This window comes from Clostridium sp. X, from assembly GCF_055755365.1.
This window is the reverse complement of sequence record NZ_CM146912.1, coordinates 1961969-1981803: the sequence shown is the minus strand read 5'-3', so window position 1 is coordinate 1981803 and position 19835 is coordinate 1961969. Positions and strand designations below refer to the sequence as shown.

Annotated in this window: 19 protein-coding genes; 9 read left to right on the top strand and 10 right to left on the bottom strand. The window is 31.6% G+C overall.

Annotated elements, in window-relative coordinates:
- Positions 1-153: 153 nt before the first annotated feature.
- On the bottom strand, positions 154-1713 hold the full coding sequence (locus tag ACX0KU_RS09990) for an acyl CoA:acetate/3-ketoacid CoA transferase (RefSeq protein WP_472989723.1): 1560 nt from the start codon (positions 1711-1713) through the stop codon (positions 154-156).
- Between the two features lie 759 nt (positions 1714-2472).
- On the opposite strand from ACX0KU_RS09990, the gene ACX0KU_RS09985 reads away from it, so the two are divergent.
- Positions 2473-2634, top strand: a complete 162-nt coding sequence (locus ACX0KU_RS09985; protein ID WP_472989721.1) for an aspartyl-phosphate phosphatase Spo0E family protein — start codon at positions 2473-2475, stop codon at positions 2632-2634.
- Positions 2635-2676: 42 nt separating this feature from the next.
- On the opposite strand, the gene argB is transcribed toward ACX0KU_RS09985, so the two are convergent.
- The gene (argB, locus tag ACX0KU_RS09980) at positions 2677-3555 is read right to left on the bottom strand and encodes an acetylglutamate kinase (protein ID WP_472989719.1); all 879 of its coding nucleotides are present in this window, start codon (positions 3553-3555) and stop codon (positions 2677-2679) included.
- Between the two features lie 293 nt (positions 3556-3848).
- Here argB and ACX0KU_RS09975 point away from each other — a divergent pair, with 293 nt between their 5' ends.
- From ACX0KU_RS09975 to ACX0KU_RS09965, 3 genes are all read left to right on the top strand, one after another.
- Positions 3849-4574, top strand: a complete 726-nt coding sequence (locus ACX0KU_RS09975) for a VCBS repeat-containing protein (protein ID WP_472989717.1) — start codon at positions 3849-3851, stop codon at positions 4572-4574.
- 185 nt (positions 4575-4759) lie between these two features.
- Positions 4760-5368 carry a hypothetical protein gene (locus ACX0KU_RS09970; protein ID WP_472989716.1) on the top strand — a complete coding sequence of 203 codons (609 nt, stop codon included), beginning with the start codon at positions 4760-4762 and terminating at the stop codon, positions 5366-5368.
- A 67-nt stretch (positions 5369-5435) separates the two neighbouring features.
- Complete coding sequence (locus tag ACX0KU_RS09965) at positions 5436-6656, top strand: NAD(P)/FAD-dependent oxidoreductase (RefSeq protein ID WP_472989715.1); 1221 nt, start codon at positions 5436-5438, stop codon at positions 6654-6656.
- A gap of 667 nt (positions 6657-7323) precedes the next feature.
- On the opposite strand, the gene ACX0KU_RS09960 is transcribed toward ACX0KU_RS09965, so the two are convergent.
- Positions 7324-8799 (bottom strand): protein adenylyltransferase SelO, encoded by a 1476-nt coding sequence (locus tag ACX0KU_RS09960; RefSeq protein ID WP_472989713.1) that lies wholly within the window; start codon positions 8797-8799, stop codon positions 7324-7326.
- Between the two features lie 415 nt (positions 8800-9214).
- On the opposite strand from ACX0KU_RS09960, the gene ACX0KU_RS09955 reads away from it, so the two are divergent.
- Together ACX0KU_RS09955 and purE are read left to right on the top strand one after the other, a co-directional pair.
- Positions 9215-10375 carry a 5-(carboxyamino)imidazole ribonucleotide synthase gene (locus ACX0KU_RS09955; RefSeq protein WP_472989711.1) on the top strand — a complete coding sequence of 387 codons (1161 nt, stop codon included), beginning with the start codon at positions 9215-9217 and terminating at the stop codon, positions 10373-10375.
- 21 nt (positions 10376-10396) lie between these two features.
- Complete coding sequence (gene purE / locus ACX0KU_RS09950) at positions 10397-10891, top strand: 5-(carboxyamino)imidazole ribonucleotide mutase (RefSeq protein ID WP_472989709.1); 495 nt, start codon at positions 10397-10399, stop codon at positions 10889-10891.
- 96 nt (positions 10892-10987) lie between these two features.
- Here the strand turns inward: purE and ACX0KU_RS09945 are convergent.
- The 5 genes from ACX0KU_RS09945 to leuC form a co-directional block, all read right to left on the bottom strand.
- A protein-coding gene (locus ACX0KU_RS09945) for an IS3 family transposase (RefSeq protein ID WP_472989708.1) occupies positions 10988-12549 on the bottom strand; the annotation gives its coding sequence in 2 pieces (ribosomal slippage) (positions 10988-11913 and positions 11913-12549; 1563 coding nt in all).
- A 141-nt stretch (positions 12550-12690) separates the two neighbouring features.
- Positions 12691-12903: a DUF3006 domain-containing protein gene (locus tag ACX0KU_RS09940; RefSeq protein ID WP_472989707.1), complete on the bottom strand. Its 213-nt coding sequence runs from the start codon at positions 12901-12903 to the stop codon at positions 12691-12693.
- Positions 12904-12912: 9 nt separating this feature from the next.
- Positions 12913-14322 carry a ComEC/Rec2 family competence protein gene (locus ACX0KU_RS09935; protein WP_472989706.1) on the bottom strand — a complete coding sequence of 470 codons (1410 nt, stop codon included), beginning with the start codon at positions 14320-14322 and terminating at the stop codon, positions 12913-12915.
- 252 nt (positions 14323-14574) lie between these two features.
- On the bottom strand, positions 14575-15177 hold the full coding sequence (gene leuD, locus ACX0KU_RS09930) for a 3-isopropylmalate dehydratase small subunit (protein ID WP_472989705.1): 603 nt from the start codon (positions 15175-15177) through the stop codon (positions 14575-14577).
- A 15-nt stretch (positions 15178-15192) separates the two neighbouring features.
- Entirely contained in the window at positions 15193-16596 is a 1404-nt protein-coding gene (gene leuC / locus ACX0KU_RS09925) for a 3-isopropylmalate dehydratase large subunit (RefSeq protein WP_472989704.1), read from the bottom strand.
- A gap of 194 nt (positions 16597-16790) precedes the next feature.
- On the opposite strand from leuC, the gene ACX0KU_RS09920 reads away from it, so the two are divergent.
- Positions 16791-17669, top strand: coding sequence for a LysR family transcriptional regulator (locus tag ACX0KU_RS09920; protein ID WP_472989703.1), 879 nt, complete (start codon positions 16791-16793; stop codon positions 17667-17669).
- Between the two features lie 55 nt (positions 17670-17724).
- Here the strand turns inward: ACX0KU_RS09920 and ACX0KU_RS09915 are convergent, their stop codons facing one another.
- On the bottom strand, positions 17725-18039 hold the full coding sequence (locus tag ACX0KU_RS09915) for a hypothetical protein (RefSeq protein WP_472989702.1): 315 nt from the start codon (positions 18037-18039) through the stop codon (positions 17725-17727).
- A gap of 144 nt (positions 18040-18183) precedes the next feature.
- Here ACX0KU_RS09915 and ACX0KU_RS09910 point away from each other — a divergent pair, with 144 nt between their 5' ends.
- Both ACX0KU_RS09910 and ACX0KU_RS09905 read left to right on the top strand, forming a co-directional pair.
- Positions 18184-18843 carry an N-acetylmuramoyl-L-alanine amidase family protein gene (locus ACX0KU_RS09910; RefSeq protein ID WP_472989700.1) on the top strand — a complete coding sequence of 220 codons (660 nt, stop codon included), beginning with the start codon at positions 18184-18186 and terminating at the stop codon, positions 18841-18843.
- Positions 18844-18974: 131 nt separating this feature from the next.
- Positions 18975-19184 (top strand): cold-shock protein, encoded by a 210-nt coding sequence (locus tag ACX0KU_RS09905; RefSeq protein WP_472989699.1) that lies wholly within the window; start codon positions 18975-18977, stop codon positions 19182-19184.
- Positions 19185-19266: 82 nt separating this feature from the next.
- On the opposite strand, the gene ACX0KU_RS09900 is transcribed toward ACX0KU_RS09905, so the two are convergent.
- Positions 19267-19758 (bottom strand): hypothetical protein, encoded by a 492-nt coding sequence (locus tag ACX0KU_RS09900; RefSeq protein WP_472989698.1) that lies wholly within the window; start codon positions 19756-19758, stop codon positions 19267-19269.
- Positions 19759-19835: the final 77 nt, after the last annotated feature.

The following is a 19835-nucleotide window of genomic DNA, read 5'->3' as shown; positions in this document are numbered from 1 at the left end:
ATTACCTCTCTATTATATCTTAAAGTCTAGACTTAATCCAAAGGTAAATTATGATATTTTATATAATACTACCCCTGGACTTGTCTAACTTATCCACACATTTAAAGAAGCATTTTTGAAACCTGAATAGACTTCAATTTTAAGGGATTAATATTATTTCTTTAACCCCATATTTTCTTCTCTAAATAGTTTTGCATCCATAATCTTAACATTTTCATCAATTGTAGGAGCAAACTCCATTAAGTCTAAGATTTGTGTTTGAATATCGATTCCAGGTGCAACTTCTATTAAGTGAAGTCCACTTTCTCTTAATTCAAATACACATCTTTCTGTTATATATAGTACAGGTTGTCCATTTTTATTAGCATATCTTCCACTAAATGTAACCTGTTCAACTGCATTTATAAATTTAATTTGTCTTCCTTCTTGCTCAATTACTACTTTGCCATCTTCTATTTTAACTTTTAATCCACCTGCTGTGAAAGTACCACAGAAGAAAACTTTTTTAGCATTTTGAGTTATATTAATAAATCCACCGCAACCTGGTAGTTTTGGACCAAATCTACTAACATTGATACTTCCAGTTTTATCACATTCTGCTAATCCTAAGAATGCCATATCAAGACCGCCACCATCATAGAAATCAAATTGGTATGGTTGGTCAATGATAGCGTCTGGATTTAAAGCTGATCCGAATCTAGGACCTCCTTGAGGGATACCTCCGATTGCACCTGATTCAACAGTTAAAGTCATGTAGTCGCCAATTCCTTCTTCATTTGCAACTTGTGCAATGTATTCAGGTGCTCCTACTCCTAAATTAACAGCTGTATCTTCTTTTAATTCCATAGCTGCTCTTCTTGCTATAACTTTCTTAGCAGTTAATGGACTAATTTCTACATCTTCACTTACTGCTTCTCTTGTCATTCCGCAAATTGCTGGGTTAAATTCTTGTCCCAATGCTTGCTCATGATCTGCTGGGTCAGCAACTACAACAGCATGTACATAAATTCCTGGAACTTTAACTAATCTTGGATCTAATGTACCAGCTTTGACAACCTTTTCAACTTGTACAATAACTTTTCCGCCGTTATTTTTAACAGCTTGTGCTATAGATGTAACTTCAGTAGTAGCAGCTTCTTTTTCAACAGTTACATTACCATATTCATCTGCATAAGTTCCTCTGATAAATGCAACATTTACTGGGAAAGCTTTGTAGAAAAGTTTTTCTTCTCCATTAACATTTATAACTTCTACTAAATCTTCTGTTGCTTTTGCGTTTACTTTACCGCCACCATTTCTAGGGTCAATGAAAGTATCTAAACCAACATGAGTGATTGTTCCTGGTCTGTGACCAGCCATGTCTCTTAGTAAGTATACTAGAGCTCCTTGTGGTAAGTTGTATGCTTCACATTTATTATCAAGAGCAAATTTTCCTAATGTTGGAGCAGTAGCATAATGACCTGCAATTACTCTTTTTAATAAACCTTCATGAGCATAGTGATCTCCACCAGTTTTTCCACTTCTATCGCCTTGAGATGCTGGGTAGAATAAAGTTATATTTTTTGGACTACCAGTTTCTAAGAATCTTCTTTCTATAGCCTTACTTAATGCCTCTGGGTTACAGTTTCCAACGAAACCACTTGTAACAAGCGTATCCCCATCTTGCACGATAGTAGCGGCTTCAGCAGCTGTTAAAATTTTGACTTTTTTCAATTTTATCCCTCCTAAATATACTATGCATTCGCATTTTAAGAATAATAATAAGTTCTGCGCGGATTTTTACTTTTATAAATTGCTTTGGTCTGACCATTTTTTTGATTGCTTGACCATGAATTTATTGTATCATAAACTAAAAAAAATATCTAGCCTTCTTTAAGAAAAACTCGTTAAATTTTTGTCAGTTTTTTCTACATGAATTTTATTATTCTTTTAACTGCTGCTAATATTAGGGTTTAAGGGATCTATCTATCAATATTTGAGTTAATCAAAACGTTTTCTATGAGCCTTTTATTTTTAAAATAATAGTGTGAATTTGCAATCTTATTGTAAAAAATATAACACACTGAACCTCATCTATTTTAAACATGTATTATCTGTAAACATTTATTATAGAAGATAACAATATGTCACATCCATTTACTAATGATAGTATATCTATTAATAGTGAATTTTACAACCACTTAAATGATGTAAACTATGGAGTGAAAAATCCACAATTTCATCTTCTATCCACTATTTTTACAGAATTGATAGAATATTCGGAAATAAAACCCTTATAGGAACTTAGCTTTTCACCTATACTACTCATAATGCTATTTATTTAATTAATTAAAAATTTTAAAAAACCTCTTATCAAAAATGCAAAAATGGTATATAATAGTTTTGCGAACATACGTTCTAGGACAAAGTTAAGGATTAGGTAAATGGAACCATTGTTCTTTTTACCTAATCCTTAATAGAAAGAGGGATAACATGAAAGAATACACTGAATTACTTACTTTAATAAATCACCTAAGAAATCAAATGATTGATTTAATTATAAGAAAAGATAATCTATTAGATCCTGAAGTTATTAAAATAAGTCAAGATTTAGATAGATTACTTAATAAATATTATACAATATTAAAGCCATAGCATCTGTTATCCGCTTTATCTTTACTCTATCACAATAATCTTCTAATAAATCATAGTCCCTACACCTTCATTTGAAAAAATCTCAAGTAATAGGGAGTGGGTTACTCTACCATCAATTATATGCGTTCTTGTAACTCCACCCTTAACTGATTCCATACAACAATTAATTTTTGGAATCATACCCCCAGTTATTACTTCACTTTCTATTAACTGATCAATGTCTTCTATATTTAGTTGTGTAATAAGACTGCTTTCATCTTTTGGATCTCTTAATACTCCTGGTACATCCGTAACTAAAATAAATTTTTCAGCTTTAAGTTTGATACTGATCTTTGCAGCAGCTGAATCTGCATTAATATTGTATGCCTTCCCGTCTTCTTTTCCTAAGGCTACTGTTGAAATAACCGGTATATACCCTCCATTAAGACAATGCTCAATGATGGCATCATTCACTTCTACTATTTCTCCTACATATCCTATATCTGTTCCATTTTGAGATAATACTTTTTTCGCCTTTAAAAGTCCTGCATCTACTCCACATAACCCTATAGCTTTACCACCATTTTTATGAATTAAGGATACTAAATCCTTATTTACTTTCCCAGCAAGAACTGCTTGAACTATATCCATAGTTTCTTCATCTGTCACCCTAAGTCCATCAACAAACTCACTTTTTTTACCAGTCCTATTTAAAAACTCATTAATTTCTGGTCCCCCACCATGAACTACAACAACTCTTATACCTACACAACTCATTAAAATAATATCTCTAATTACTGCATTCTTTAATTCTTCATTTATCATTGCATTTCCGCCGTATTTGACTACAACAGTTTTTCCATTAAATTTCTGAATATAAGGTAATGCTTGAATTAATATATCGGCCTTTTTTATATTTATATCACTATCCTCGTTAAACATTTTAAATCCCCCTTGGTCTACTATTTATGTATATTATCAATAAACTATGTATAATTGCCCCTCTAATTATACATATCTTTAACTGTTGTATCAATAATTATCTCATTTAAACTTATTATATCTTCCCCATAAAATAAATAAACTACATTTAACCTTTTCATAGTTGAAAATATAGCTTATGATCCTAACTTACATATGGTAGGTTGACCTTAAAATACCATTAAGATCTGTAACACCATTACTATCTATATCATATAGTATTATGTAAAACTCGATAATACAAAGGAGTGATTATGTACAATTATTATTATAGAGATAAGATGGGACAGGGAAATATTATCGCTTCTGCAAGAGGAGATGTAACCGGTGATAGAATACCTGATAATGTATATTTAACTGGTACAAAAACACCTGATAGTCCATTTACCCAAAATATTACCCTTGTAATACAGAATGGAATGACTGGTAGATTTACTAGCATAAAACTTAGTGAAAACGCTGGATATAATCCTACACTATTTTTAGGAGATTTCACCGGAAATAGAGTCGCTGATATTTTAATAGGAATTAACTCAGGTGGTAGTGGCGGAATAATGTACTACTATATATATTCCTTTATTAACAATACTGCAAAATTACTCTTCGACTTTAATTCATATAACGATAAATACACATATGCGATTACGTATAAAGACAATTATAAAGTTGAAGTTCTTAGTAATGAAAATAAATCAAGCTACATTATAGATATATCTAATAGGGGATCTGATTATTTAAATGAAATATATGATTCTAACGGCAAACTAAAAGCTCCAATTACTGGATTTGTAAATCCCCTAAGTGGTTTATATCCAGTTGACTTTGATTCTGATAAAGTATACGAACTGCTTGCTTATCAAAGAATAGCTGGAAGATACAATGCAGACTCTTTAGGTTATGTTTTAAATACTTTAAAGTATAAAAATAATAGCTTTGTCTTAGATAATCAGTATGTAGCTATCTTTGGATCACAAGTATAGTAGTAATTGCTTGAAAAAGGTGCCAAAATTCCAACCTAATGGAGTTTTGGCACCTTTTTTAAGCTTTATTAGTATCACGTTCTAAGCTTTAGTAAATAATAATTGTGCAAATAGATGACTACATAATAAGTATGTATGTGTTATTTATAATTACTTATTTCAGAGATGAAAGAAAGGACTAATATATGCCTAAAAAACATCGCTATTTTATAATAGTATCACATTGTTTATTAAATCCTAGTACTAGAGTTCATCTATTAGGAAAAGGATTCGCACTAGCTCAGAAGATAGTTAGCTATTTATTAGACAAAAAAATTAGTATTATCCAATTGCCATGCCCTGAATTCACTGCTATGGGATACTTGAGAAATCCACAAGGACGGCAACAATACGATAATATATTCTTTAGAAAACATTGTAGACATGAACTTCAAACCTACGTAGATATGGTATGTGAGCTTATAAAAAATGATAATACTCCCCTTTGCTATATAGGAATAGAAGGAAGCCCAACTTGCAGTATACACTGGGGTAAACACAAGGTAAATAAATATAAGACGGAATCTATGATGCCTGATTTAGAAGGCGATCCTGTGGAAGATGTTTATGGAGTAATGACCAGTGTGCTAGATGAAATGTTACAGGAACAAGGAATAACTATCCCTTACTTAGAAGCCCCTGTGAAGGAGAAACTTGACTCTGAAAAAAACAAAAGGTTTTTTAATGATTTATATGATTTACTTGATGTTCCTGAGAAATATAGAGATATGGTCATTTTATTAGAAGATCACTAATGAAAAATATGGTTTTAGCTAAAAAATATTAATTTAGATTATAGATATAAGGGAGTAGGTAATTGTTATGAATATACAGTATGTAAAAGGTGATTGCATTTTTACTCGCATCAATCAACCAGCCAAGCAATACGAATACTTAACAGAGGACATAGAAACTGATGTAATAATAGTAGGTGGTGGAGTAACAGGAGCAATACTAGGATACTATTTTACTAAAAATAATATTAATACTACTATATTAGAAAAATCAAGAATCGCTCATGGTAGTACTAGTATAACAACTTCACTGCTTCAATACGAACTTGATAGTAATGCTGTGGAACTAAAGAAGTATACATCTATAGACAACATTATTAAATCATATAATCTAGGAATACAAGCATTAGATGAAATCGAAGACTTTATAAATAAATATGGAAATACCTGCGACTTCAAAAGAGTAGATAGCCTTTTATATACATCTAAAGATATAGAAAAAGGTATAATTGAACAAGAGTATAAGTTTAGAAAGGAAAATGGATTTCCAGTAGAATTTATTGATAAAGACAATAATCCATTTTCTTTTAACTTGAAGGCTGGTGTATTAAGTAAAGGCGGCGGAGCACAATTTGCTCCCTATAGATACACCCATAGCTTACTTAAAGTAAGCTGTGAAAAAGGATTAAGAGTGTATGAAAATACTGAAGTTATAGATGTTAATTATAATGATGAGGGAGTTACAGTAGAAACTATATATGGTCATAAAGTTAAGGGAAAAATTATTATTGTAGCTACTGGATATAACACAACTCTTTTTACTAAACGAGCCTTCGGAATTAAAACTACAACTTTTAATATTGCAACTAAACCAATAAAAAATATAGAAGATATTCATAAGAAAACATGTGTTAGAGATAATGAAGACCCCTACAACTATTTCAGAACAACAAATGATAATAGAATAATAATCGGTGGAGAAGATATAAACTTTTTACCTGATATATCTAATGAGGAATTATGTGTTAGAAGTTATGAGAAGTTAGAACAAAGACTAAAAAATTTATTTGCAAATTTAGATATAGATATAGATATAGAATATAGATATTGTGGTGCTTTTGCATCAACTCAAGATAACTTAGGTTTTCTAGGTAAAGATCCAAGAAACTCAAAGTTATGGTACGGTTTAGGATATGGTGCGAACGGCATTTTATTTGCTATATTAGGTGGAATAATGCTCAGTAAATTATATTTGGGAGAAGTTGATGAAGATTTAAAACTTTTTAAGGTGGATAGATTCGATTCATAAATTTTAAAACTCCTTTTTTAATAAATCTAAAAGGCTACTTACAAAATATGTTTATCAACAACCTGAAAAAAACCTATGCTTTTGCATAGGTTTTTTCCAAACAGTCATGTAATTGTATATAATAATTAAATATTTTCACATTTAGATTAAATCTAAATGTAAATTTAATATATTTATGGCGAACCTATATTTGACTTTGTCCAACAGTTTACACATATTGAACAAGTATTCCTTTTCTTCAGCCATCTAGGAGCAAATCCCATTAAATCAATTACTTATGTTTGAATATCAATATTACTTTAAAATAAAATCCGCACAGATTTTTATTAATAAAAGAATAAGATATGATTTACATAACTAAATAACTAAAGTTTAACAGTTTGCCTATAACTTCATTTTAATATAGAATTTATCTTTATTACCTTAAAAATAAAATCCGCGCAGATTTTTATTAATAAAAGAATAAGATATAGTTTACATGACCGAATTAAAAAATTTTAAAAGCTTGTCTGTAATTACATTCTAATACTAGATAAGTTGAAATGGAACAAAAGAAACTTGACTATTGTTTTGTATCTATTAGTCCAATTTCAAGCTATGAATTAAAGTTGAATTAATAATTTCAATGTTGAAATTATTAATTCAACTTTTCTGCAATTATTTCCTATCAGGTACCACAAAATGTTCTATAATAAGGATCTACTATCTCAGGTAGTTTAGTATATTCATCTTGTTCCTTTGAGTAATCATACGGACTTGCAAGGACATCAAGAAGTCTCTCCATAACACTGTAATCTCCATTTTTTACTGCGGCCTCTAGTGCAGCCTCTACTCTATGATTACGCGGGATTACCGCTGGGTTACTATTTTTCATCATCTCGTAAGATAACTCTTTGGATTCTTCCTGTCTCCCTAGTCTTGCCTGCCATTTCTCATACCACTGAGAAAATTCTGGCATACCAAATAGTACAGTATCCTCTGGCTTATCAAAAGTTAATGCACGGAAAGTATTTGTATAGTCTGCACTATACTTATTCATCATGTTAAAAAGTTCTTGAATAATAGCTGTATCATCTACTTCTTCATTAAATATCCCTAGTTTTGATCTCATTGACTTAAGCCAATTATTACGATACAATTCAGCAAATTCTGAAATGGCATTTTCAGCTAACTTAATGGCCTCTTCTTGACTTGGATGGAATAATGGTATAAGAGTTTCGGCAAATCGTGCCATATTCCACCCAGCAATATTATGCTGATTTCCATAGGCATAGCGCCCCCCGGTATCAATAGAACTAAATACTCTTAAGGGATCGTAATTATCCATAAAGGCACAAGGACCATAATCAATAGTTTCTCCACTAATAGTCATGTTGTCTGTGTTCATAACTCCATGAATAAATCCAACCATTTGCCACTTAGTAACCAGTGAAGCTTGACGTTTCATAACCTCCTGAAGTAGAGAAAGATATGGATTTTCACTATCTTCAACATCTGGAAAATGACGCTTTATTGCATAGTCAGCTAATATCTTAAGTTCCTCAACTGTTCCCCAATTTGCAACATATTGAAAGGTACCAAATCTTAGGTGACTTGAAGCTACACGAGTTAGAACCGCACCTGGCAATGGATTTTGACGAATTACTGACTCACCAGTTGTCACTACAGCCAAACTACGAGTGGTAGGAATACCTAGTGCATGCATAGCTTCACTAATAATATATTCACGAAGCATAGGTCCAAGTGTAGCTCTACCATCACCTCTACGAGAATATGGCGTTTCACCTGAACCCTTAAGCTGAATATCAAACCTTTCACCTTGTGGTGTGATTTGCTCTCCAAGAAGCACAGCTCGACCGTCTCCAAGCATTGTAAAGTGCCCATATTGATGACCTGCATAGGCTTGAGCAAGAGGTGAAGCTCCTTCAGGAATTCTATTACCAGCAAGTATCTCTATACCTTCTTTACTTTTTAACTTTTTTCCATTTAATCCCAATTTATTTGCTAAATCATAATTTAAACAGACTAACTTTGGTGAAGCTACTGGGATTGGATTACACATACTAAAAAAGGATTTAGGTAAATGAGCATAACTATTATCTAGGTTCAATCCTATTTCTGTTATTGTTTTTTCCTTTATCATGATATCTCCTTTTTTTCTTTTGTATTTTTATATAATAAATCTTTATTTTGCATACATTAAAAATCATAAACATTCTATGATTTTTAATGCCCTTTTTAGTTTTTACTTCTACTAATTTATTATACTCAGCTTCCTATTGATAATTTAAACATCCATACTACTCTATTAATGAAGTGTTTTAATTTATGCTATTCTTCCAGTAATCATAATGGCACTTTATACAATTCACGAATTTTAAATTATATTTTAATTTAAATATTACTTAACCATACGAATTTAATAGAATTATATGATTGAAATATTGCGTTTTTCTTCTAAGAATGTTAATATTCAATTATAAACTAATTATTGCAACAACATAATCATAATAAGATGATTCAGGATTTCTTATTAATTTTTTAAGGAGTAGATGATATTGGAAAAAAACTTTATTTCAAAAAAGGTTGGAATCATCGGTGGTGGTCAGCTTGGCAAAATGATGCTAGCAGAAGCTAATAGATTGGGAATTTATACAGTAGTTTTTGATCCAAGCACGGAATGTCCTTCAAGATTTTTAGCTAACGAGTTTATATTAGGTAGTTTTGATGACAAAAAAGCTTTAAAGGATTTAGCTAGCAAAACAGATGTTATAACTTATGAATTTGAACATATATCCACAGAAGCTCTAAAGGAGTTAGAAAGCGAAGGATATATACTTTATCCTAGTGTGGAAAGCCTTGAAATAATACAAAATAAATATAATCAAAAGGTTCATTTAAGAAATCATGGTATTCCTTTAGGTGAATTTTTAAAAATTGATAATACAGACGACATTAAAAATGCTGCTAGGAAATTTGGCTATCCTATTATGCTTAAAAGTTCAACAGGAGCCTATGACGGCAAAGGAAATAGCCTTATAATGTGTGAAGAAGATATTGACAATTCTTTTACTGAACTTGGTGGTGGAAAATTACCTCTTTACGTCGAAAAATTTGTTCCATTCATAAAAGAAATATCTGTACTTTGCTGCAGAGGAATCAATGGAGAAATTGCATTATATCCAGTGGCAGAAAATATACACAAAGATAGCATATTATTCGAAACCTCTGTTCCCGCAAGTATAACCTCCTCTGAAGAAGAACAGGCTCTGCTTATAGCAAAAAATCTATGTGAAGCTCTTGAGGGTGTAGGTATGTTCTGTATAGAGATGTTTTTAACTCGCGATGGAGAAATACTTGTTAATGAAGTAGCACCTAGACCTCATAATTCTGGTCATTACACCATAGAGGGTTGTGTAACTTCTCAATTTGAGAATCATTTAAGAGCAGTAATGGGTCTTCCTCTTGGAGATACTAGTTTACTAAGACCAACAGTTATGAGAAATATTCTTGGTGAAGAAAAGCATGAAGGTTTAACAAAGATTATTGGGGCATATGAAGCTTTAGAAGTACCAGAAGTACACCTTCACATATATGGAAAAAAATATACAAAACCAAAGAGAAAAATGGGACATATTACAGTAACTGGAGAATCCCTAGAAATTGCAAGAAAAAAAGCTGATAAAGTTCATCCCCTTGTTAAAATAATTTCTCAATAAAATATGAAAGGAAGTAACTATATGAAACCTTTAGTAGGAATAATAATGGGAAGTGACTCTGATTTACCTGTTATGCAAGAAGGAGCTACTATTTTAAAGGAGTTCAAAATCCCTTATGAAATCACAATAGTTTCAGCTCACAGAACTCCCGATAGATTATATAGCTATGCAAAAGATGCAAAGTCACGAGGAATTAAAGTTATAATTGCTGGTGCAGGTGGCGCGGCACATCTTCCTGGCATGGTAGCAGCTATTACAGCTCTTCCCGTAATAGGAGTTCCCGTGAAAACCTCTACTTTAAACGGCATTGACTCTCTTTATTCAATAGTCCAAATGCCAGCTGGCGTTCCCGTTGCCACAGTTGCTATAAACGGTGGGAAAAATGCTGGGATTTTAGCAGCTCAGATAGTTGGAACCTTTGATGAGGATGTTTACAATTCTATTGATAAATATAAGAAAGATTTAAATGACATGGTTCTAAAAAAAGCAGAAGAACTAGAAAAAAGCAATTTATAAAACTTCACTATATTATTGTTCATGTAAAAGACCAGTAGTTCACTGACTTATGAACTGCACCCTGTCAAGTAGACAGTGGAAATAATAAAAATCAATTTAAGCGGCTAAAGCCCTAAACTCCATTGGGCTAAGGCCGTTTAATTTTTCTTGTAATCTTTTGGTATTGTAGAAACTGATATATTCATCAACTGCATTAGATAGATCCTCATATGTATAATATTTGTGCAAGTAGTATTTTTCACACTTGAGGATACCCCAAAATGCTTCCATAGGACCATTGTCGATACATCTACCTACTCGTGACATGCTTTGTGTCATTCCTGCTGTATTCAATCTTTGTTTGAATCCAATGGAGGTATATTGAAAACCACGATCGCTATGAATCATTGGACTTGCACCTTGTGAAGCCTCCAAAGCTAAATCAAGGGTCTTGAATACAAGATTATTGTTGTTGGAATGTCCAAGTACATAGGCAACAATACTCTTATCATAAAGATCCAATATAGCACTTAAGTATGCCTTTTTAGAATTTCCATACTTAAATTCAGTAACATCAGTAACCCACTTCTCGTTTGGTCTATCTGCTATAAACTCTCGATTAAGTATGTTTTCTGCTACATGTTGAGGTGTAGATTTTATATAACGTTTCCTTTTCCTTCGAATCACAGACTGTAGACCTGAAAGTCTCATAAGTCGATAGATGCGTTTATGATTATACAGCTTCCCCAACCTTCGGTTCAAATTCATAGTTATTCTTCGATAACCATAAATGCCATTGACTTCCTCGTAAAGTTCTATAATCTTTGATATCAACATTTCATTCTCGGATTCTGCAACAGATTCTTGGCGATTTAGCCATTTGTAATATGAGGATCGTGGAATCATTGCTATTTCACACAATAAGGATATCGAAAATTTATCTTTTTTATGAAGTTGTAAAATCGCATTATAGCTATTTTCTTGTCGTAGACGGCTTAAAATCGCCCCCTTTCTAGCTCCTCTAATTTTTTTAAGAATGCATTTTCTGCTCTTAAGCGCTCATTTTCTGCTTTTAGTCTCTTCATTTCAAAATTTACTCTATCTTCAGGTGTTAGTTCCTCTTCAGTTCTTTTACGACCTCGTCGGTCTTTTAATGCATCCTCTCTACCTAGTTCATATTTTTTTACCCACTGGTATATTTGTTGGTAGGAAACATTGTAGGTTTCAGCTGTGTGTTGATAGTCGTTATTGTGAGCAATACAGTATAATACAATTTCAATTCTTTCCTTCCAAGAAGTAGACCTTCCTTTTATCATAGATTGACTCATTCCTTTCGTGGTTGCCGTTATTTCTCTATGACTATTATACTTGTCTACCCATTTTAACAATACACTTTTATTTGATATTTCATACTTCTTTGCCACTTCTCTTTGTGAGTATTTACCTGAAAGGTAATCTTTTACAGCCTGTTCCTTTAGCTCCTTTGAATACCTCTTCCAAGTTATCATTTCTCTCAATCCATCTATACCATATTTTTCGAAGTTATATCTCCAATCTTCTAAAGTACTTCTATTAATTTTATATATAGAAGTAATTTCTAATATCGTTCTAACTCCATCCTCATACTCTTTCAGGATTTCATACTTTTCTTCGGCTGAGTATTTAGTTCTTTTGGACATAAAAATGCTCCCCTTTCTGGTAACAGATTTTTATTTTTTAATCTGTCTACTTTAAGGGGAGCATATCACTTAACTACTGGTCTAATTTATATTAATCTTATAAAATCATGCTATTTTTCTTCTAATAATCTTTTTTCTAGATTATATCCATAAATCTTTTGTTAATTCCTCTATTTGCGCTTTTCTTCTACTTGTTTTTTCTAAATCTACAGTAATTATATTATCTTCAATATTAAGTACATCTCCCTCTTTTGCTTCTACTGGAATTGCACTCCTTTTAATATCTATCATTTCTCTATTTTCTTTTTCACATATAGCATATTGCCCTTCAAACCTATCAATTGTTACTTTCACAAAACTCACCTACCTCTTTGACTTTCTATAACCAGCAGCTTCTGCTTCTGCTTCAGTTTTAAACCATTCTTCTGGATTTGTTTTATTATAATAAGCTCCACCTGGAACATGATAAATTTTTTCTCCCTTAGAATTAATATTTCCTTTTATTAATTTCTTGTCACTTGAGCTAGTATTACTTGAAGTATTTGTTGTAGCTTTTGGTATTGGCTCCACTGTTGTTAAAGTTGGTTTAGTGCTACTGCTTTTATTACTTGATGTGGAACTCCTTGACTCTGAACTTCCAGTTCCACTTGAAGAGTAACTTCCTGGTTTAGTATTAAAAGTTATCTTACTTCCATCGCTTGTTACTACTATTGTACCTGATTCATCTGTTCTGTATACTGTAGTTCCTTTAGCTTTTAGTCTATCCATTAAAGGCTTATGAGGATGTCCATAGGTATTTTCTTTTCCTACCATAATTACAGCATACTCTGGGTCTACTTTATTTAAAAAAGTTGTTGTTGTTGATGAACTACTTCCATGATGTCCTACTTTTAATACATCTGCTTTAATGTCTAATTGCTTAGCTAATATTTCATTTTCTGAAACATCTTCAGCATCTCCCATGAATAAGAAGCTGTTATTACCATACTTTAATTTTATAACTATAGATTCGTTATTAACATCCTCGTATCCATTACCATTTGGTGCTAATATAGTTGCTGTTGCATCTCCTAAGTTTATAGTATTTCCAACTACCGGAGTTGTTATTTTTAATCCCTTACTACTTATAGCTGATACTACATCTTTAAAAGTTGTAGTTGTTGCTGTTGCCTTAGGCATGTACACTTTACCTATACTAAAACTCTTTATAACTACATCAAGTCCTCCAATATGATCTTCATGGGGATGAGTTCCTATAACATAGTCTAATTTTGATACTCCTTGATTTTTAAGATAATTCACCACTAAGTTAGAGTCTGTATTATTTCCAGCATCAATTAACATGTTTTCTCCATTTTGCTGAATTAATATAGAATCTGCTTGTCCTACATCTATATAATGTACTTTTAGAGTTCCATTTACTAATACATCTACTGGTTTTGTAGTGCCTACATCTTTATCTTCGCTTTTATCCTCTTTAATTTCCGTAATTTTAGTATTAGTTTCTTCAGTTTTATTTTCTTTAATTGAACTTTCCTGATTAACTATGTCACTTGTAACTAACTTTTTACTTTCAGTATTATCAGTGCTCAATTTAATGCTATTTGAGCCCATACCAGAAATGAATATAGAAATAAATACTAAGGATAAAACACTTCTTACTACTTTATTAAATCTGTTATTCTTCCACATTATAAAAATACCAACTGGTGCAAGAAATATTAATGTAATCCACATAAACCAATTGCTATTATAAAACTTATTTCTTTTCACTTTAGTTCCTCCTCTTAATGTATATAAAATTTTATCTGTAGTGCTTTAAACCTTCTGAAAAAGCGTCAGCTTAGTCGTTAATTAGTATTTTAACATAAAAGCTATATATATGAAGGAAAATTTATTAATTCCCATCTATTACCCAAAACGAGAAAATCTAAAAAGGTATAGCCTAATGAAAGACTATACCTTTTTATAAGATTATAAAGATAAACTTTTTAATATCCTCTTTTTTAATTTTAAATTGGCGAATTAGTGAACACAGTATGTTTTATGTTGTTCTTCAAATGAATCGATCTTATCCTCATGAAGAAGAGTTAAGCCTATTTCATCTAGTCCATTTAAAAGCTTATGTCTAGCGAAATCTTCTACTTCAAAACTGTATTCTAGCCCCTTATTATCTCTTACTTTCTTTGCTTCTAAATCTACTTCAATTTCATATCCTTCAGTACTTTCAGCTCTTTTGAAAAGTTCATCTACTTGTTCTACAGAAAGCTTAACAGGAAGTATTCCATTATTAAAGCAGTTGTTATGAAAAATATCTGCAAAGCTTGACGCTATTATTACTCTAAAACCATAATCAGCTAGTGCCCAAGGTGCGTGTTCTCTTGAAGATCCACATCCAAAGTTTGCTCTTGATAATAATATATTTGTTCCCTTATATTTATCTTTATTTAATATGAAATCGCTAATTGGATTTCCTTCTTCATCAAATCTAAATTCGTAGAATAAAAACTGTCCGAACCCGCTTTTTTCTATTCTCTTTAAAAATTGCTTTGGTATAATTGCATCCGTATCAACATTAACTCTATCAAGAGGTGCTACAATTCCTTTTACCTTAACTAATGGTTCCATTAAATTCACTCCTTCCTATTTATCTAAATCTCTTACATCAACAAAATGTCCAGCAACAGCTGCTGCTACTGCCATAGCAGGTGATACAAGATGAGTTCTTCCGCCTCTACCTTGACGACCTTCAAAATTTCTATTTGATGTTGATGCACATCTTTGACCTGGGTTTAAAACGTCTGGATTCATTGCAAGACACATACTGCATCCTGATTCTCTCCATTCAAAACCAGCTTCTATAAATATTTTATCTAAGCCTTCTGCTTCAGCCTTTGCCTTAACTCTTTGTGAGCCAGGTACAACAATAGCTGTTACATTAGGATTTACTTTTCTTCCTTTAGCAACTTCAGCAGCTGCTCTCATATCTTCAATTCTTCCATTTGTACAAGAACCTATGAAAACATAGTCAATTTTAATTTCACTCATTGGAGTTCCAGGTACGAGTCCCATATACTCTAATGCTTTTCCAGCAGCACTACGCTTATCTGCATCTTCAAAATCTTCTGGTGACGGAACAACATCATTTATTGAAGCTCCCATTCCAGGACTAGTTCCCCATGTAACTTGTGGGTCTAAAGTAGATAAGTCGAATTCTACAGTTGAATCATAAACTGCATCAGCATCAGAAGGTAGTGTTTTCCATTCTTCTACTGCAGCATCAAAGTCAGCACCCTTTGGAGTATATGCTCTACCTTCTACGTATTCAAAAGTAGTTTCATCTGGAGCTATTAATCCTGCTCTTGCCCCACCTTCAATAGCCATGTTACATACAGTCATTCTTTCTTCCATAGTAAGATTTTTAATAGCTTCTCCAGTAAATTCAATTACGTAATTAGTAGCAAAATCTGTACCGTACTTTCCAATTAAACCAAGAATCATATCTTTAGCCGTTACCCCTGGTTTTAATGACCCCTTGAATACAACATTCATTGTCTTTGATTTCTTTTGAGCAAGACATTGAGTTGCAAGTACATGCTCAACTTCGCTTGTACCAATACCAAATGCTAAAGCTCCGAAAGCACCGTGAGTTGCAGTATGGCTATCACCACAAACAATAGTTTTACCTGGAAGACTTAAACCAAGTTCTGGCATAGTAACATGAATAACTCCTTGATCATCGCTGTATAAATCATAAAGAGTAACATCAAAGTCTGCACAGTTTTTGCAGATAGCATCTATTTGTGCTTTTGAAATAGGATCTGTAATATTAAATCTATCCTTTGTTGGCACGTTATGATCTATAGTTGCAAAAGTTAAATCCGTTCTTCTTACTTTACGATCTGTAAGTCTTAGTCCTTCGAAAGCTTGAGGTGATGTAACCTCATGAAGTAAATGAGTATCTATATAAATAATGCTTGCCTTGCCTTCTTCAGCATGAACTACATGTTTATCCCAGATTTTTTCATACATTGTTTTCCCTGACATATATTAAATCCCCCTCTTTATATTAAAATAAATGCTAGTTAATCCGCCCCATGGATTTTTCTAGCGCCCCTATTTAATAATCCAAAACACTGTCATACGTTAATTAAATTTTATTTGATAGTTGAATTATACATCAAATAATTGTATAATTCAAATGCATATAAATTATAGTTGATATAACGTGAGGTTATAATATGGATAATAATTTAGAACTTTATAAGATTTTTTATACTGTAGCATCCCATGGAAACATTTCTTTAGCTTCAGAAAAGCTTTTTATAAGTCAGCCTGCTGTAAGTAAGTCAATTAAAAAATTAGAAGCTACTTTAGGAATCACTCTTTTTTCAAGAAATTCTAGAGGCGTTAAGCTAACGGAAGAGGGTTTAATCTTTTATAAATATATAGAAAGAGCCCTAAATGAAATAAGTGTTGGTGAGAAGGTTATAGGTAAACTCAAGAAAAAAGAAGTAGGTACAATTAAGCTAGGAGTAAGTACTACCTTATGTAAACACTTCCTTATACCAAAACTAAAAAAATTTATTAAAGATTACCCTAATATTGAAGTAAAGATAATTAATAAAACACCCTTTGAAACTTTAAAGATATTAGAAAACGGGGAACTAGATTTAGTTATACTTAGTGAACCTCCTGAGAAAAATTTTTATAATTTTATTGAACTATCTGAAATACAAGATGTCTTTGTAGCAGAGAAGGATTACTTAAAATCCTTAAATATAAAAGATTACAATGATATTTTTTCCTCTGCAACATTGATGCTTATGGAAAGTGGTAATATTTCTAGAAGATATATAGATAAGTATTTTCAAGATAACGCTATAGTAATTAACCCAGAAATTGAAGTAAGTAATATGGACTTATTAATAGAATTTGCAAAAATAGGATTGGGGGTTACAGTAGTAATACAAAATTTTATAAGAAGTGAACTTGAGGATGGAAAGTTGGTTGAAATCCCTATTGAACCACCTATCCCTAAGAGAAACATTGGTGTTGTGTATCATAAGAACATACCTCTATCTATAGCAACAGAGACTTTTTTAAAATACCTAATATAATGTGTAATTACTAAAAGGGGATAGTCACTTATACTTTACCATAAGTGACTACTCCCTAAGGAATCAAATATGAAACGTAATTTGGACTTTCTTTAAAATGTGATATACCTCCACTTATCATGCCAATTCCAATGGCAAGAGTTAATGAAACTACAATAAGCTTTACACTTTCCCATAATGTTAGATGATGCTTATCGATTACTACCTCATTAAATACTGATCCAGTAATAAATAACCCAAGTCCAATACTTAATATTATTGAATATCTTACATAGTTAAAAGGCATTAAAACTATACCGCTTGAAACCATACCAATCCCTAAAAAGTAGATAATATATACTAGATATTTATAAATTAGCTTTTTAACCATTTCTCCCCCTAAATTTCATATTAAGATTTGTTTATGGGATAATTTTATATTAAAGTTATGTAGATTTAATGTAGCTTTTGTATATAAAAATAAAATAACATACTTCCTAGCGTTCTTGTGAATAATATAATCTTAGGAGGGCATATGAAATCTACAGATAAATTTTCAGTTAAGCTTTTTACTTTTCTTATATTAACAGTATTAATTAATATTAATTCTTGTTTTTCTTATACTAACTCAAACTTAAATAAGACTGTGGTTATTGATGCTGGACATGGTGGCTATGACCCAGGTTCCATTGGATGTAGAGGTGGAAAAGAGAAAGACATTACATTATTAGTGGCTTTAAAAGTAGGTTCAATTCTAAAAAAAAATGGAGTTAATGTAGTTTATACTCGAAAAAATGATAATGTTACTTGGCCAACTGATATTAAAAAAGCCTTAGTCTCACGTGCTAATATTGCCAATAATGTAGGAGCCGATCTTTTTATAAGCATACATACCAACCATTCTGATATAAGTAGTATTAGAGGTACAGAATCTTACTATATGTTAGGTAGCTCTAAAGGAAAAAAGATGGCTCAAATGATTCAAAATAGTATTATAAAAAAAACTAAGTTTAAGGATAGAGATATTAGATATGCCGACTATTCAGTTCTAAGGAATGTACGCGCTCCAGCAGTGCTTGTTGAGCTAGGTTATACTAGTAATTATAAAGAAGCTACTTTACTCCATAGCAAAAGATATCAAGATCTATTTGCAGAAGCAATTGCTAATGGCATACTAAAGTATATAGATTCATAATGTACCGTATCGGTAAATCCAAAAGTTCCTTGCTTCTAATAAAACTTATATTATCATATTTAGATAGGTTTAAAAATTTAATATTAAACAAATAATACTGTCTATACTGATAAAATAAGGAGGAACAAACTTTGGCTAGTACAACTGGAATTGTTAAATGGTACGATCAAGAAAGACATTATGGATTCATATCTTGTGATAGTGGAAATGATGTTTTTGTACATCATTCACAAATTAAAGAACAAGGAAATGATAAAGATTTACGTGAAGGTGAAAGTGTATCTTTTGACATTAATGATGGCCCAAAAGGTCCTATGGCTATAAATGTTCAAAAGCTATAAAATATATAAGCAGCTGGAGAATTAGATTAATTATAATTAATCTAATTCTCCAGCTTTTTAATGCATTTTAACTCCTAATAAATTAATGTCCACCCTTATAAATGTCTCCTCCTGGAACCATATCCGCTGATAAGAAAGATAATCCTAAATAAAGTAAAATTGCCAGTATAACAACTCCAATAAATAAAGTAACTTTCTCGCTTCTGCTTAATTTAATATCATTCTTAAGTGTAAAGCTTACTAAGGAAATTACTACTCCTGAAGGAATTAAGTATGAAATATATTGTGGACTTTCTTTAAAATGCGATATACCTCCACTTATCATACCAATTCCAATAGCAAGAGTTAATGACACTGTAACAAGATTTATACTTTCCCATAATGTTAGGTGATGATGATCAATTACTACTTCATTAAATAATGATCCAGTAATAAATAATCCAAGTCCAATACCCAATATTATTGAATATCTTATATAATTAAAAGGCATTAACACTATACTACTCGAAACCATACCAATTCCTAGAAAATACATAATATAAACTGAATATCTGTAAGTTAGATTCTTAAGCATTATTTCCTCCTAACTCTTACATTAAGACTTTTTTGCTGAATAATTTCACATTATATTTTTGTATTAAATAGCACCTT